Below are 14,577 nucleotides of genomic sequence, written 5' to 3'. Positions count from 1 at the left end.
CATTTGTTGCACGCTAAAGGATAAAAATGCCTAACAACTTAGCCCACATCGATCAAGTCACAAGCCTGCATAAAAACAATGAATTGCAATTACTTTGCTTCCGCCTAGGCAAGAACAAGGATTTATACGCCGTCAATGTCTTTAAAATCCGTGAAGTGGTGAAGTACAATGGGAGCTTAACCATCATCAGCCATGAGCCTAACTCTTTGGTGGAAGGGCTCATCATCATAAGAGAGCTCACCATCCCGCTCATCGATATGAAAAAGTGGTTTTACTACGACAGCAATAACAAGCAAAAGGACTTGCGCCCCTACCGCATTGAAAAAGACGAAAACGGGGATGAGATCGTGATGATTTGCGAGTTTTCGCGTTGGACCATTGGGGTGCGCATCTACGAGGCGGATCGCATTCTCAATAAAAAATGGACAGAGATCGAGCAGAGTGCGGGCGTAGGGGGCAACACGGGCAATTCTAAATTAGTGAGCCGTACCCGCTACTTCGATGGGCGGTTGGTGCAGGTGGTGGACATTGAAAAAATGTTGGTGGATGTCTTTCCTTGGATTGAGCAAGAAAGCCACGAGGAATTAGACCAACTCAGCCAACTTTACAGCGATAAAATGGTGCTCTTGGCAGACGACTCGCCCAGTGTGCTCAAAACCATGCAAGTGATTTTAGACAAACTAGGGATCAAGCATTTAGACTTTATCAATGGCAAACAGCTTTTAGATTATCTCTTTGATCCCCAAACCCCCGTTGAGGAAGTGGGGCTCATCATCACTGACCTAGAAATGCCCGAGGCGAGCGGGTTTGAGGTGATTAGACGGGCGAAATTAGACCAACGCACGATCAACATCCCCATTGTAGTCAATTCCTCCATGAGCGGGAGCAGCAATGAAGAAATGGCGCGCTCTTTGCATGCCGATGACTTCATCTCCAAGTCCAACCCCCTAGATGTGGAGCGCATCGTTAAGCAATTCATGCAGGTTGGGCTCGCCTAATGGATTACAACGCCATCCCCTCCCCTTGCTATGTTTTGGATTTAAGCAAACTCAAGGCGAATTTAGCCCTATTGGAGCGGGTGCAACAAGAGGCGCAGGTGAAAATTTTACTTGCCCTGAAGGGCTTTGCCTTTTGGCGTTGCTTTGAGTGGGTGCGGGCGAGCTTGCACGGGTGCTGTGCGAGTGGGGTGTATGAGGCGGTTTTGGCTTATGAGGAATTTGGCTCTAGGGAAAGTGGCAAAGAAATTTGCGTCTTTAGCCCCGGGTATAAAGAGAGCGACATGCAACAAATTTTGCCCATCGCCACGCACATCATTTTTAACTCTTTTGCCCAATACCAACGCTATAAAAGCACCATCTTACTTAAAAACCAAAAACTCGACAAACTCGGGCTATCCCCCATTAAAATGGGTCTTAGAGTCAATCCCCTTTATAGTGAGGTGAGCCCCGCCATTTACAACCCCTGTACGCCTTGTAGCCGTCTAGGCATCACGCCTGCCGCCTTTGCTGAGGGTACGCAAGCATACGGGCTAGAGGGCATTAGCGGCTTGCACTTCCACACGCATTGCGAGCAAGATGCGCCCGCCTTGCAAGAAACCCTAAGGCATGTCGAAAAGCACTTTGGTGCAGCGATTGAGAAAATGGAGTGGATGAACTTTGGGGGTGGGCAACACATCAGCAAAGAGGGCTACAACTTGGGGGTGCTTAAAAGCACGATTTACGACTTTAGGGCCAAATACCCACACATCCAAGATATTTTTTTAGAGCCGGGAGAGGCGGTGGGCTGGCAGACGGGCTTTTTGCTCGCCAGTGTCATAGACATTGTGCACAATGACAAGGACATCGCCATTTTAGACATTAGTGTGGCTAATCACATGCCAGACTGCCTAGAAATGCCCTACACCCCACAAGTCTTACACTTAAATGCAGAGGGGATAGAGAGGGCTGAAATTGATCCACAGGGGGAGGTTATGCTCGGCGGTTCTAGTTGTTTGGCGGGCGATTTTATCGGGCCTTATCACTTTAAAAGCCCCTTGCAAGTGGGGGATAAACTCTTGTTTGAGGACATGTTGCACTACACCATCGTGAAAAACAACACCTTCAACGGCATCGCCTTGCCCTCTTTGGGGCTGCTGGATGGAGAAAACTTTAAGCTTTTAAAGCGTTTTGGATACGAGGATTATAAAGAGCGCAACTAGGCTTGCCTAATGGCGACAAAGCCCCGATCCAGCCCGGCGTAGTCGGTGTAAAAGCTAGGGCGGTATTTTTGTAGCCCCAAATGCTCGCTTAACGAAGCCTTGTGATCGTGGCCCATTTCACAAGCTAGATACTTCACCCGTTTGTTAGCGGCTTCCTCGATCAGCACTTTTAAAATCTCATCGCCATGCTCACCCCCATACAGCGCAATCTCTGGCTCGTAACGCACGGAGTCATCCAGAGGGTAATCTAGGGGGACATAGGGCGGGTTACTCACCACCAAGGTGCGGGCTTTAATGTCCACGCCCTCGAGTAAAGAGGTTTGGAACAACTCGATACGCCCTTGCAAATTAAAGGTGCTGATGTTGATGCCTGCCACTTCTAGGGCATCCATAGAAATGTCTGTGGCTAAAATGGAGATTTTAGGATTTGCCATCGCCAAACTTACAGCAATCACCCCACTGCCGATCCCCACTTCCACCACGCTTTTAATGCCATAATCTCGGATCAGTTTTGAGGCTTGGCTCACCAAAATCTCGGTTTCAGGCCGTGGGATAAGTACTCTTTCATCCACAAAAAAGACCCGCCCATAAAAGCTCACCTCATGCGTGATGTATTCAATGGGCTTACCCTTAGCGCGGATTCTGACCATGTGCATGAAACGTTCGAAGGCAAAGGGGTCTAACTCTTCTTGGGCGTGGATGTGCAAATACACCCGATCTACACCCAACACATGGGCTAAGAGCAACTCGGATTCTAGAGTGTTGCGCACACCTTTGTCTTTGAGTACCTTCTTGGCTTCATGGAGGGCTTTTGAAATATTGATGTTCATGAGCCTTGTTTCGTTGGCGTTGTCTAGAGGAGGCACACACACCCCCAACTCCACCAAAGCGCAAAAGAGGCTTGATTCTGATTGAAAAACACCCTAGCAACCTATCTTAAATTTTAGCCTCCCATTCTACCCTAAACAACCTTATATCTCATGTAAGGGGCTTATTTTTATGAGATTTGGGTATAATGGGGCTTTTCTAGGTCATTATTGCAAGGATGATTTAAGTGGAATATGGGCTGTTATTTGGCGGTCAAAGTTTTGAGCATGAGATCAGCATTGTGAGCGCAATCGCGCTTAAGGAAGTGCTGGGCGCATCCATCAAGGCTTTTATCTTTTTAGATGGGATGCATAAATTCTATTTGATCGAGCCAAAGGACATGCGCGCGCAATTCTTTTCTAGAGGGCAATATAAAAAATGCCCCGAGATCACCTTAAAAATGCATGGCTTTTACACGCAAGGTTTATTAGGTTCTAAGAAAGTTGCCTTCAACACGCTCATTAATTTGATCCACGGGGCAGATGGAGAGGATGGCAAACTCGCTTCTTTGCTGGACTTCTTTAGCGTGAAGTTCATCGGCCCTAGGGTGGAGGCAAGTGTGCTTAGTTTTAACAAACACTTCACTAAAATGCTCGCCAAAGAAAAGGGCATCGCTACCCTGCCCTATGTGTTTTTAGACCACCACAACAAAAACGCCCTAAAATCCATGGATTATCCCTTGATTGTCAAGCCCAACCGCTTAGGCAGCTCCATAGGCATCGGGGTGATCAAAGAGGAGCGCGAAGTTGCTTTTGTGCTAGATGAAGTGTTTGAATTTGATAACCAAGTGTTGGTTGAGCCTTTTAAGAAGGGGGTTAAGGAATACAATCTAGCCGGGTGCAAAATCCAAGAGGAGGGCGAGAGCGTCTTTGTGTTCTCTACCATTGAAGAGCCCCAAAAGAAGGACTTTTTAAGCTTTGAGGAGAAGTATTTGGATTTTGGACGCACGGCTAAGGTGGCAAAAGCAGATCTTAGCCCCGCTTTGGAGGAAAAAATGCACGCCGTGTTTAAAACCCTTTACGATCCGCTATTTGTGGGGGCGATCATCCGTTGCGACTTCTTTGTGATCGACAATGAGGTGTATTTAAACGAGATCAACCCCATCCCGGGCAGCCTTGCGCATTATCTCTTTGAAGACTTTGCCCACATCCTAGGGTGTGTAGAGCTCCCCAAGCCCCCCCACATCCCCATCACCTACAACTACATCAACCAAATCCGAAAAGCCAAATAATGGCCAAACGCACCATCTCTTACAAGGGGGTAGATTTTGAAGTTGCCTACGATTTTTGCGACCATAAAGCCCCCCAAAACCTCCTCATCTTGCATGGTTGGGGCAGCTCTAAGGAACTCATGCAACTAGCCTTTAAGCCCTATTTTCAAGCCTTTAACCATTTCTACCTAGACTTGCCCGGCTTTGGCAAAAGCCCTAACCACACCTTTTTAACCCCCCTAGATTACGCCAAGATTGTGGACGCGTTTTGCCACTCTTTGCAAGTGAAGATCAACACCGCCATGGGGCACAGCTTTGGGGGCAAGGTCGCCCTATTGTGTGAGAGTTTGTATCTCATCCTTCTTAGCAGTGCAGGGATTTTAATGCCAAAATCCTTTCACACCCGCTTGAAAATCAAATGCGCCAAAGTCTTAAAATCCATCGGGCTTAAAAAGGCACTGAGCCTGCTTAAAAGCAAGGACGCGGATAACCTCAACCCTGCCATGTATGAAACCTTTAAACACACAGTGCAAGAGGACTTTGCCCCCAAGTTTCAAGCCTGCACAAAAAAGACCCTGATTGTGTGGGGGCAAGAGGACATGGCTACGCCGCTAGAAGCCGGGCAAAAGATCGCCTCTTTAATGCCGACCAACCGCTTTGTGGTGCTTAAGGGGGATCATTACTTTTTCCTCAGGCAGGGGGCGCAAGTGGAGGGGGAATTTTTACAATGTTTAAAAGAGTGGGGTGAAGCATACTAGACACATTAAAATGGATGGCCCTTTGGGGTTTTATTTTGGGCTTAAATTATTACTTAATCACTTTGTTGCAGTGGTATAACTACAGCTTTGCCAGAGTGCTCACCAAGCACCACAAGCGGCGTTGGCACCTGTTGCACGCCTTGCTGCCCCTAGTGGTTTTTGTGCTTACGCAGCTTAAGGGGTGGGACTTGGTGTTCATGGTCTTTGTGGGGGGGGTGCAGTTGCCCACTCTGCTCATTTGGCGTGGTCGCCTAGACAAGCCTCTAGTTTTTACCCCCCGCGTGGGGCGCTTTTTCGCACTGTTATTGCTCTTTTTATCCACGGATGCGCTTTTGGTCTACGCCTACAACCAAAGCTTTTTTGGGCTGTATCTCTTGCTGATCGTGCTCGTGCACACCGCCTACAAGGCTATGGAGAGTTTGATCTCTAATGGTTATGTCCACCTTGCCGAAGACAAACTAAGGCGCATGGAGGATTTACAAATCATCGCCATCACGGGCAGCTTTGGCAAAACCAGCGTGAAGAACTACCTTTACCAAATACTGCAAAGCCGCTATAAAATCTACAGCTCTCTAGGCAGCGTCAACACGCTTTTAGGTCTGAGTCAAGACATCAACAACAACCTAGAAGAGAGCGCAACCATCTACATCGCTGAAGCTGGGGCGCGCCAAAAGGGCGATATCAAGGCGATTTCTAAACTCCTAGCCCACCACTACGCCATCATCACCGAGATCGGCAACCAACACATTGAGTATTTTAAAAACATGGACAACATCTACCAAACCAAGGCCGAGATTTTGCAATCCTCTCGCCTCATCCGTGCTTTCTGCCACGAAAACAACCCCCTAGAGCCCTTTTATGGTGGGATTGAAAATAAAATCCAGCCCTACCCTGGGCAGGTGCGCTCCGTGGTTGCCAATTTAGAGGGGACCAGCTTTGAGCTCTTTTTAGACAATGCGTGGGTGCCTTTTGAAACCAAAATCCTTGGGGCGTTTAATGTGGACAACATCGCTTTAGCGGTGCTGGTGGGGCGTTACTTTGAACTTACCATAGAGCAGCTACAAAGGCTCGTGTCTAAGCTTAAACCCGTGCCCCACCGCCTGCACCCCTTGCATGTCAATGACAAATTCATCATCGATGATGGTTTCAATGGCAATTTAAGGGGTATGCTAGAAAGTGTGCGGCTTGCTAGCCTTTATCCCGGGCGTAAGGTGATTGTAACGCCCGGACTCGTAGAGAGCGACACTGAGTCTAACATTGCCCTAGCCCAAGCCATTGAAGAGGTGTTTGACATCGTGGTGGTTACCGGGGAGCTCAACGCCGATCTTTTTACCCAGCAAATAAAGCGCCCACAAAAGGTATTTTTGCAGGATAAAAGCCAACTCGAGCAGGTGTTGCAAACCATCACCTTTGCCAAGGACTTGATCTTATTTGCCAACGATGCCCCCAACTACATTTAAGGAAGTGTGATGGACCACCTATACGCCCCGTGGCGCAGCCCCTACCTCGTGGGGGAAAATGCGCCTGAATGTGTCTTTTGCGCCATTAGCCAGAATCCTAAAGATGACCTTAAAAACCATGTGCTCTTTAGAGATTCTTTGTGTTTTGTGGTGATGAACCGCTACCCCTACACCCCCGGGCATTTCATGGTGATCCCGCACACCCACCAAGACAGCCCAGAGGGCTTAGGGCTAGAGCTGTGGTTGCACCTACAAAAACGCCTGTATGAGGGGGTGCAGCTCTTGTATGCCTTTGGGGCTCAAGGCGTGAATTTGGGCTTTAATATCAAAGACGCAGGGGGGGCGGGCATTGCGCCGCATTTGCACGGGCACTTGGTCCCCCGTTTTGCCAAGGACACGAATTTTATGACAAGCATCGCCCAAACCCGTGTTTATGGAGTGGACTTTGAAGAGATTTACACCACGCTGAAAGCCAAAGCAGTGGATCACTTTGTAGGAGTTTAAATGAGAACGCGCAGTTTTAAAATCTTTAGCGGGAGCGCACACCCGAGTTTTAGCAAGGAAGTGGCGCGGCATTTAAATGTGGGCTTGTCTAAGGCGATCTTGGGGCATTTTAGCGATGGGGAGATCAATGTGCAGATCAGCGAGTCGGTGAGGGGGCGCGATGTGTGTATCATCCAGCCCACTTGCGCCCCGGTGAACGACAACCTAATGGAACTTTTGATCATGGTAGACGCGCTCAAGCGCAGCAGCGCGAGTTCGATCACCGCCGTGATTCCCTACTTTGGCTACGCTAGGCAGGATCGTAAAGCCGCGCCCAGGGTGCCCATCAGCGCTAAACTTGTGGCGGATTTAATGCAAAGTGTGCAGATCGATCGCATCATCACCATGGACTTACACGCCGGGCAAATCCAGGGCTTTTTTAACATCCCGGTGGATAATCTTTACGGCTCGATCGTCTTTAGGGATTACATTTTGTCGCGGGCGTTTAAAAACCCCATTGTGGCGAGCCCGGATATTGGCGGGGTGTCAAGGGCTAGGTATTTTGCTAGCCAAATGGGGTTGGATTTAGTCATTGTGGATAAACGCCGCGAGCGCGCCAACGAGGCGGAGGTGATGAACATCATCGGCGATGTCAATAAACGCGATGTGATTTTGATCGACGACATGGTCGATACTGCAGGCACCATTTGCAAGGCGGCAGCGATGTTAAAGGCTAGGGGGGCGCACTCGGTGATGGCGATCGGCACGCATGCGGTGCTGAGTGGCAACGCCATTAAACGGATTCAAGAGAGTGCGCTGGATGAGGTGGTGGTGAGCAACTCGATCCCGCACAAGGGCAAGCACGCCAAAATCACGGTGCTAAGTGTTGCTCCCTTGTTTGCTGAGGTGATCCGCAGGATTTACCACAACGAGAGCGTGCATTCGCTCTTTATGTGAAAGGAAGTGAAATGGCTGATGTAGTTGTGGGGGTGCAGTGGGGCGATGAGGGCAAGGGCAAGTTAGTCGATCGGCTGGCCCCTAATTACGATTTTGTGGTGCGCTTTCAAGGCGGACACAACGCGGGACACACGATCGTGGCTAAGGGCAAGACCCACGCCCTGCACTTGATCCCCTCGGGCGTGCTTTACCCGCAGTGTAAAAATGTGATTGGTAATGGTGTGGTGGTGGCTTTGGACGCTTTGGTGGAGGAAATGCAGCCCTTTGGAGATTTAAAGGGGCGGCTGTTTGTGAGCGATCGGGCGCATTTGATCTTGCCCCACCACCCCATGCAAGATGTCCGCACCGAGGGCACCCAAAGCGCGATCGGCACGACCAAGAAGGGCATTGGGCCGCTTATCAAGACAAGATCGGACGGGTGGGGCTTAGAGTGGGGGATTTAAGAGAGCCCAAACTCTTAAAAGACAAGCTCGCCTACCACCTAAGCGCACACGCCAACACCCCAGACCTGCCCACGCTCGCAGCCCTTGAAGATTATTTAATGGCTTATGCGCCTCAGGTGTTGCCCTACACCACAGACACCACTGCGCTTTTATGGGAGGCGGTGGATCAAAACCAAAAGATTTTACTAGAGGGCGCGCAGGGGAGCATGCTCGATGTGGATTTTGGCACTTACCCCTTTGTAACTAGCTCGACCACGATTGCAGCGGGGGCGTGCAGTGGGAGCGGGCTTAGCGTGAAAGATATTGATAAAATCATTGGGGTGGCTAAGGCGTATTGCACGCGCGTGGGGCTAGGGCCCTTTCCCACAGAGGATTTAGGGCAGGTGGGGGCGTATTTGAGAGAAAAGGGGCATGAGTATGGCACCACCACAAACAGAGCGAGGCGGTGCGGGTATTTTGACGCGGTGGCGGTCAAATACGCTTGCCGCCTCAATGGGTGCAGTGAACTTGCTTTAATGAAGCTCGATGTCTTGGATGGCTTAGAGGAAATTTTAGTGGGCGTGGGCTATGAGAACTCTAACCCCAGTTTGGAGGGGGCAAAGCCCATTTACAAGCGCTTTAGGGGGTGGGAGCGCAGTGCGGGGGTGGGTGAGTTCAACGCCCTGCCTAAAGAGGCTAAGGAGTATATCCTCGCCCTGCAAGAGCTCATCGGGGTGAAAATCAGCTCTATCTCTACCAGCCCACAGCGCGAAAACATGGTGCTGTTGCCATGAACTTGAAGACCTTTAAAGCCCTAGTGCATGTCAAAAAGCAAGCCATGCAACGCTGTGAGGCAGACATTGCCGCCAACCTCTCTAAAATCCACGCCAAGCAAGAGGAACAACAAGGCTTGATTAGCGAACTCAACACTCTAGGCGTGCCCATGCAAGCCAACATGGCCGCCTTCGCCCAGTGTAATAGCCTCAAAAAGAACTACCTATATGCCATAGACCAAGTGGGGCTAGAGATCAGCGAGCTTAAGGGCATAGACACCCACTTAAGGGAACTCTATAAAAATGCGTGTATAGAATATGAGAAATTGCAGTATTTATACACCCTAGAGCTCAAAAAAATGGCGCAAAAGCTGGAGAAAGAGGAGGCGAAACAAATGGACGCAATCGGATCTGAGGTCTTTTACCGCAAACAAAAGGCGCGCCGTGCGTAGCCTTGCTCTTTATGCGGTGTGCGTGGGGCTACTCTTAGCAGATGCGCCCGCTCCGCAGAGCACAAAAAACCCCCCCGCCAGATCCTTTTCTAGCCCAGAAACCCCCAAGGGTGCAAACGCCAAGTCCCAGCAGTTTTTGCAATGCAACGCCATTTTTGAATCCCGCAAAGCCGAGATCAACAACCAACTACAACTCTTGCAAGAGCGCGCGCTTACCCTGCAGAATTTGCAAGAGCAGACTCAAAGCCTCTTAGATCAGCGCAACGCCAAAGTCGCCGCGAGGGAAAAAGCCTTAGACACCCGCTTAAAAGAATTTGAGACAAAAGAGAAGGCGTTTAAGGACCTGCAAGCACAAAAAGAAAAGGATCTAAAAAAACTTATGGCGCAAAACGAGAAACTACTAAAAGAAATCAAAGAGGCGAGCACTTCCAAAGTCGCCACGACCTACGCCAAAATGAAGGACTCCAAAGCTGCGCCCATTTTGCAAGACATGCCCGTCGATCAGGCTGCCACGATTTTATCTAAATTAGAGGCAAAAGACATGGGCAAAATCTTAGCCAAGATGGACCCAGCCAAGGCGGCGAGTTTGACCGAAATGCTGCAAAAAGGACCCCCTTTTAAAGCCCCACCCCCACCCCCCCACCGCCTAAACCCAAAGATGAGGATGAATGATGAAAATCGCTGTTTTGATGAGCGGAGGGGTGGATAGCTCTTATAGCGCGTATTTGTTGAAACAAGCCGGACACGACCTATTAGGGGTGTATTTGAAATTGCATAGCAAGGAGGAAAAACACGCCCACTACATTAAAAATTGCGAGGCGGTGGCCAAGTTTTTGAAGATCCCCTTTGAGGTGGTGGATTTAAAGGAGGCGTTTAAAGAGAAGGTGTATCGAGCCTTCATAGACACCTACAAAATGGGGCAAACCCCAAACCCCTGCGCCCTGTGTAACCCCTTGATGAAATTTGGGCTAGGGTTGGACTTTGCCCTAAGTAAGGGCTGTGAGAAGATCGCCACAGGACATTACGCCCGTTTAGAGCAGGTGCAGGGGATGCTAAGGATTAGAGAAGCCGCTGATTTAAGCAAGGATCAGAGCTATTTTTTATACGCCCTACCTCAAAGGGCGATAGACGCGCTGCTCTTCCCCCTAGGCGATTTGCTTAAAAGCGAAATCAAACCCAAAGCCCTAGCAGCCATGCCCTTTTTGGGGGATTTACAGAGTTATAAAGAGTCACAAGAAATTTGTTTTGTGGAGAAATCCTATATCGACACGCTTAAAGAACATATAGAAGTGGATTGTGAGGGGGTGGTTAGAGATTTAAGCGGACAGGTAGTGGGCACACACAAGGGCTACATGCACTACACCATCGGCAAGCGTAAGGGCTTTAGCGTGAAGGGCGCACACACGCCGCACTTTGTGGTGGGCATTGACGCAACTAAAAACGAGATCATTGTGGGCGAAAAGCAAGATTTGGCGGTTTTCAACCTAGAGGCTGAGAACAAATCCCTACCTGAAAGCTTTAAAGAAGGGGAGTATCTAGTGAAAGTGCGCTATAGAAGCACACCCACCAAAGCCCAAGTGCACCTAGAGGGCGACACCATCAAAGCCCACTTTAACGAACCCGTCTATGGCGTGGCTCTAGGGCAAGCTCTTGTGGTCTACGAAAAAGATTGCGTGCTAGGCGGAGGGATCATTACCAAGAGCGCCTAAAAGCGCCAATGGAAACTGACATGGTAATCACTCTGCAACTCCGTGGAGGCGTTACTGATGGGAAAGTAAACATTGACATGCTTTTGGCATTTGCCCACAAACCCATCGTACTGATCTGAGCGTATATCTAAAGCCCTATAAGTGGCTAGACGCTTAAGGACACGCTCGGTCGCCAAAATCGCCTCTTGCACTATCCGCTTCTCTAAAAGCTGCTGCTTTTGTTTGGCACTTGCTAGAGCCTGCACACTCAGCACGGTTAACTTCATAGGGCGCAAAGGTACTTGCTTACCTTCAGCATACCCCACAGCCACATACGCAGACAGACGGCTCACTAGAGCCGCCAAAATTAATGGCTTAAATACCCCATCGAACAACTCCCTACGTTTTCCTAAAAACCGCACGCATTCTAGCATGCCAAATCTTAGATTCTTATGAAAATGGTTGTTTATCTCAAGGCAAAACCAAAATAATTTTATTGTATAATCCATATTTTACACAATCTCATAGATTTATGGCCTTGTTTGATACAAAAAGTCCTCACCTTCTGCACCTTGTCTTTCTCTACTTTTGCTACTCAACTGCACGCCCTAAATTATAAAATCTCGGGGCAGGTGGGCTCGTTCTCCCGCATTGGCTTTAACAACAGCCCCATCAACACAGCAAAAGGGATTTACCCCACGGGCAGTTATGTAACCTTAGTGGGATCTTTGCAACTTGGCGTGGATCTCTTGCCCAAATCTGTAAAAAACCACAAACTAAAAGCGGCGATAGGGGCAGAGATCGGGGCTTTAACCTATGACTCCACGCGGGTTTTAACAGACACGAGCGGGCTAGAAAAGGGTTTTTTGCCGGCAAACTATTATTACATGGGGCGTTGGGAGGGCTATTTTATGGACGCTCCTTGGAAGCACTCCCGTTATGAAACCGCCATGCATGCGCGCGATTTTGTGCTGCACACCCTATATTTAGACTACAGCTATAAAGATCATTTTGGTTTTAAACTTGGGCGTTACAGAAGCCGCGCGCTTTTCTTAAGCGGGTACAACCAGGGTATCCAAATCTTTTTGCACTTTGGTGAATGGACCTTGCAGTGGTTTAGTTCCTATGGGCGGGCACGCTCTAACCTACAGTATATCCGCGACTTCTACGCCCCCATCAGCTACAAATTTGCCGATGGCCGCCACACCAACTACGGGCTGCACTCTTTAAGTCTTATCTACAAACACAAACATCTAACTCTCATGCCCTTTGTGTGGTTTTACCCCAAGCTTTACACCGCCCCGGGGTTGCAATTTGACTTTGATTTAGTCCATACCCATAGTTGGACAATCCACACCCACTTTTATGCGTGGTTCCCTATTTATGACTCCTATATGGCACACAGATACTTTAGGAGTGCATTGGTGGGGACAGACACGGCTAGCCTACTCATCTACCAACACTTCAACATAATAGATCACTATAACTTTGGTTGGGGGGTGTATAAAAACTTTGGCAATGCTAGCGCGTGTATTGGCTGGACCGGTTTACCCGTCCCCTTTGGCACCAAAGACAACACCCCCTATGCAAAAGCTTATTCTAATCTATACAATGCGAACTCTCTTACGGTCTTTGGCTATGTGGGCTTTAAGTACCAAAACTTTTCCTGGCAACTTCTAGGTAAAGTCATACAATCACCTAGAGACGACTCTAAAAGCCTCATGCTGACCTTAAGATATGACTTAAACAAACGCACCCATTTGATGTTTAAAATCAATGGCTACGAAGTTAGCATACATAGGGGTTATAAAGTGGGGGATTTTTCTGTAGGCTACAACCCAAAATTTCTCGCCAACACCCAAGATCGCAGCTATATAATGACCTCCGTAGGCTACGACTTTTAAGAGTTTTTATTATATAATTCATTTCTTACACAACTCCACAACAAAAGGAGCTGAGTTGAAAGGAAAAAATCTCGCTCTTCTTCTCCCTCTAATGACCACACACCTACAAGCCCTAGATTATAAAATCTCAGGGCGCGTCGGCTCTTTCTCACGTATCGGCTTTAACAATGCTCCTATTAATACAAATAAGGGGCTTTATCCCACAGGCAGTTATGTAACCACAATCGGGGCTTTAGAAGTGAACGCGAATTTATTGCCTAAATCTGTGGAGAATCAAAAACTTGAAGTGGGGCTTGGGGGAGAGATCGGGGGGCTTGCTTACGATTCAACTAAAGCTCTAAAGAATCAAAACGGGATATTTGAGCCAGCAAACTGGTATTACATGGGGCGTTGGGAGGGCTATTTAATGAACGCCCCTTGGAGGCATACACGCGAAGAAGACGAGTCCCACGCCAAAAACTACATTTTATACAACGCCTATCTAAGTTATACCTACAAAGACATTTTTGGGATCAAGGCGGGGCGGTATTTAAGCCCTGAAGCGTTGTTTTTGCGCGGTTACAATCAGGGCTTTACCCTCTTTTTGCATTTAGGCAAATTCAAACTTAGATGGTTTAGCACCTATGGCAGGGGTTTAGCGAACATCCAGTTTATCCGCGACTTCTACGCCCCCGTGAGCTATAAATTTAGCGATGGCAGACGAGTCAATTACGGCATGCACGCTATAAGCCTAGCTTATAACACCAAGCACTTCACTCTCATGCCTTTCTTTTGGTTTTACCCTAAGAACTTCAATGCCCCGGGCGTGCAGTTAAGTGCCGTGTTTAACCCCGGGCAGTTTAAAATCCAAAGTGATATTTATGCATGGTTTCCCATTTACAGCCGCGCTCTAGCCAAGACTTACTATCGGGGTAATTTAATCGGCACAGACACCGCTACTTTGCTCGTGCGCCAAAGACTGTATTACAAAAACTACTACATCGGTTGGGGTGTGTATAAAAACTTTGGCAACTCTAATGCCCAGCTGGGCTGGAATGGCTCGCCTGTGTCCTTTGACACGACCGATGACACCCCCTATGAGGATGCTTACACCAACCTTTACGATGCCAACGCCCTTACTTTGCACGCTAGAGTGGGGGGCAAGTTTAACAATTTCTCTTGGTATTTGCTAGGTAAACTCACCTTTTCTCCAAGAGCCAATGCCCAAAGTCTAGGGCTTACTTGTGAATATAAATGGGGTAAGCACATACACCTCATGCTACGCCTCAATGGCTATGAAGTGATGATGCACAGAGGCTATAAAGTCGCTTACTTTAAAGCCCCTAATCCCGATTTTGCCCCCACTACACAAGATCGTAGTTATGTGATGACTTCGATCAGCTATGATTTGCAGATTTAAGTTGTGC

The 14,577-nt window shown here is 48.5% G+C and carries 14 protein-coding genes and 1 pseudogene; 13 read left to right on the top strand and 2 right to left on the bottom strand.

From position 1 onward, the window contains the following. Positions 1–26 precede the first annotated feature (26 nt). Positions 27–998, top strand: coding sequence for a chemotaxis protein (locus K6J74_RS01465; RefSeq protein WP_221272159.1), 972 nt, complete (start codon positions 27–29; stop codon positions 996–998). Continuing rightward, a complete protein-coding gene (nspC, locus tag K6J74_RS01460; protein ID WP_221272158.1) occupies positions 998–2,197 on the top strand; it encodes a carboxynorspermidine decarboxylase in 1,200 nt (399 codons plus the stop codon). The genes K6J74_RS01465 and nspC overlap by 1 nt, the downstream gene beginning before the upstream one ends. Here nspC and prmC read toward each other — a convergent pair. After that, positions 2,194–3,027, bottom strand: coding sequence for a peptide chain release factor N(5)-glutamine methyltransferase (gene prmC / locus K6J74_RS01455; RefSeq protein ID WP_221272545.1), 834 nt, complete (start codon positions 3,025–3,027; stop codon positions 2,194–2,196). The two genes, nspC and prmC, sit on opposite strands and share 4 nt — an antisense overlap. 224 nt (positions 3,028–3,251) lie before the next feature. On the opposite strand from prmC, the gene K6J74_RS01450 reads away from it, so the two are divergent. From K6J74_RS01450 to mnmA, 9 genes and pseudogenes are all read left to right on the top strand, one after another. Next, positions 3,252–4,295: a D-alanine--D-alanine ligase gene (locus K6J74_RS01450; protein WP_221272157.1), complete on the top strand. Its 1,044-nt coding sequence runs from the start codon at positions 3,252–3,254 to the stop codon at positions 4,293–4,295. Then, entirely contained in the window at positions 4,295–5,032 is a 738-nt protein-coding gene (locus K6J74_RS01445; RefSeq protein WP_221272156.1) for an EstV family lipase, read from the top strand. Before K6J74_RS01450 ends, K6J74_RS01445 begins: the two co-directional genes overlap by 1 nt. A 14-nt stretch (positions 5,033–5,046) precedes the next feature. Next, entirely contained in the window at positions 5,047–6,492 is a 1,446-nt protein-coding gene (locus K6J74_RS01440; RefSeq protein ID WP_221272155.1) for a Mur ligase family protein, read from the top strand. Between the two features lie 9 nt (positions 6,493–6,501). After that, on the top strand, positions 6,502–6,996 hold the full coding sequence (locus K6J74_RS01435; RefSeq protein ID WP_221272154.1) for an HIT family protein: 495 nt from the start codon (positions 6,502–6,504) through the stop codon (positions 6,994–6,996). Next, positions 6,997–7,932, top strand: a complete 936-nt coding sequence (locus K6J74_RS01430) for a ribose-phosphate pyrophosphokinase (protein ID WP_221272153.1) — start codon at positions 6,997–6,999, stop codon at positions 7,930–7,932. 11 nt (positions 7,933–7,943) lie between these two features. After that, positions 7,944–9,148, top strand: a pseudogene (locus tag K6J74_RS01425) (adenylosuccinate synthase). Then, positions 9,145–9,579 carry a flagellar export protein FliJ gene (locus K6J74_RS01420; protein ID WP_260321634.1) on the top strand — a complete coding sequence of 145 codons (435 nt, stop codon included), beginning with the start codon at positions 9,145–9,147 and terminating at the stop codon, positions 9,577–9,579. The pseudogene K6J74_RS01425 and the gene K6J74_RS01420 overlap by 4 nt, the downstream one beginning before the upstream one ends. Next, positions 9,572–10,288 (top strand): MotE family protein, encoded by a 717-nt coding sequence (locus tag K6J74_RS01415; protein ID WP_260321633.1) that lies wholly within the window; start codon positions 9,572–9,574, stop codon positions 10,286–10,288. Before K6J74_RS01420 ends, K6J74_RS01415 begins: the two co-directional genes overlap by 8 nt. Beyond that, positions 10,251–11,288 carry a tRNA 2-thiouridine(34) synthase MnmA gene (gene mnmA / locus K6J74_RS01410; protein ID WP_221272152.1) on the top strand — a complete coding sequence of 346 codons (1,038 nt, stop codon included), beginning with the start codon at positions 10,251–10,253 and terminating at the stop codon, positions 11,286–11,288. The genes K6J74_RS01415 and mnmA overlap by 38 nt, the downstream gene beginning before the upstream one ends. Here mnmA and K6J74_RS01405 read toward each other — a convergent pair. Further along, positions 11,285–11,701 (bottom strand): hypothetical protein, encoded by a 417-nt coding sequence (locus tag K6J74_RS01405; RefSeq protein WP_221272151.1) that lies wholly within the window; start codon positions 11,699–11,701, stop codon positions 11,285–11,287. The two genes, mnmA and K6J74_RS01405, sit on opposite strands and share 4 nt — an antisense overlap. Before the next feature lie 108 nt (positions 11,702–11,809). Here K6J74_RS01405 and K6J74_RS01400 point away from each other — a divergent pair, with 108 nt between their 5' ends. Next, positions 11,810–13,171 carry an outer membrane family protein gene (locus tag K6J74_RS01400; protein WP_279346970.1) on the top strand — a complete coding sequence of 454 codons (1,362 nt, stop codon included), beginning with the start codon at positions 11,810–11,812 and terminating at the stop codon, positions 13,169–13,171. A 91-nt stretch (positions 13,172–13,262) separates the two neighbouring features. After that, positions 13,263–14,570, top strand: a complete 1,308-nt coding sequence (locus K6J74_RS01395; protein WP_221272542.1) for an outer membrane family protein — start codon at positions 13,263–13,265, stop codon at positions 14,568–14,570. Positions 14,571–14,577: the final 7 nt, after the last annotated feature.

The organism is Helicobacter sp. NHP19-012, assembly GCF_019703325.1.
Taxonomy (GTDB): Bacteria; Campylobacterota; Campylobacteria; order Campylobacterales; family Helicobacteraceae; genus Helicobacter; species Helicobacter gastrofelis.
Note: the sequence above shows the minus strand (reverse complement) of the source record. Positions and strands in the feature narration are given on the sequence as shown.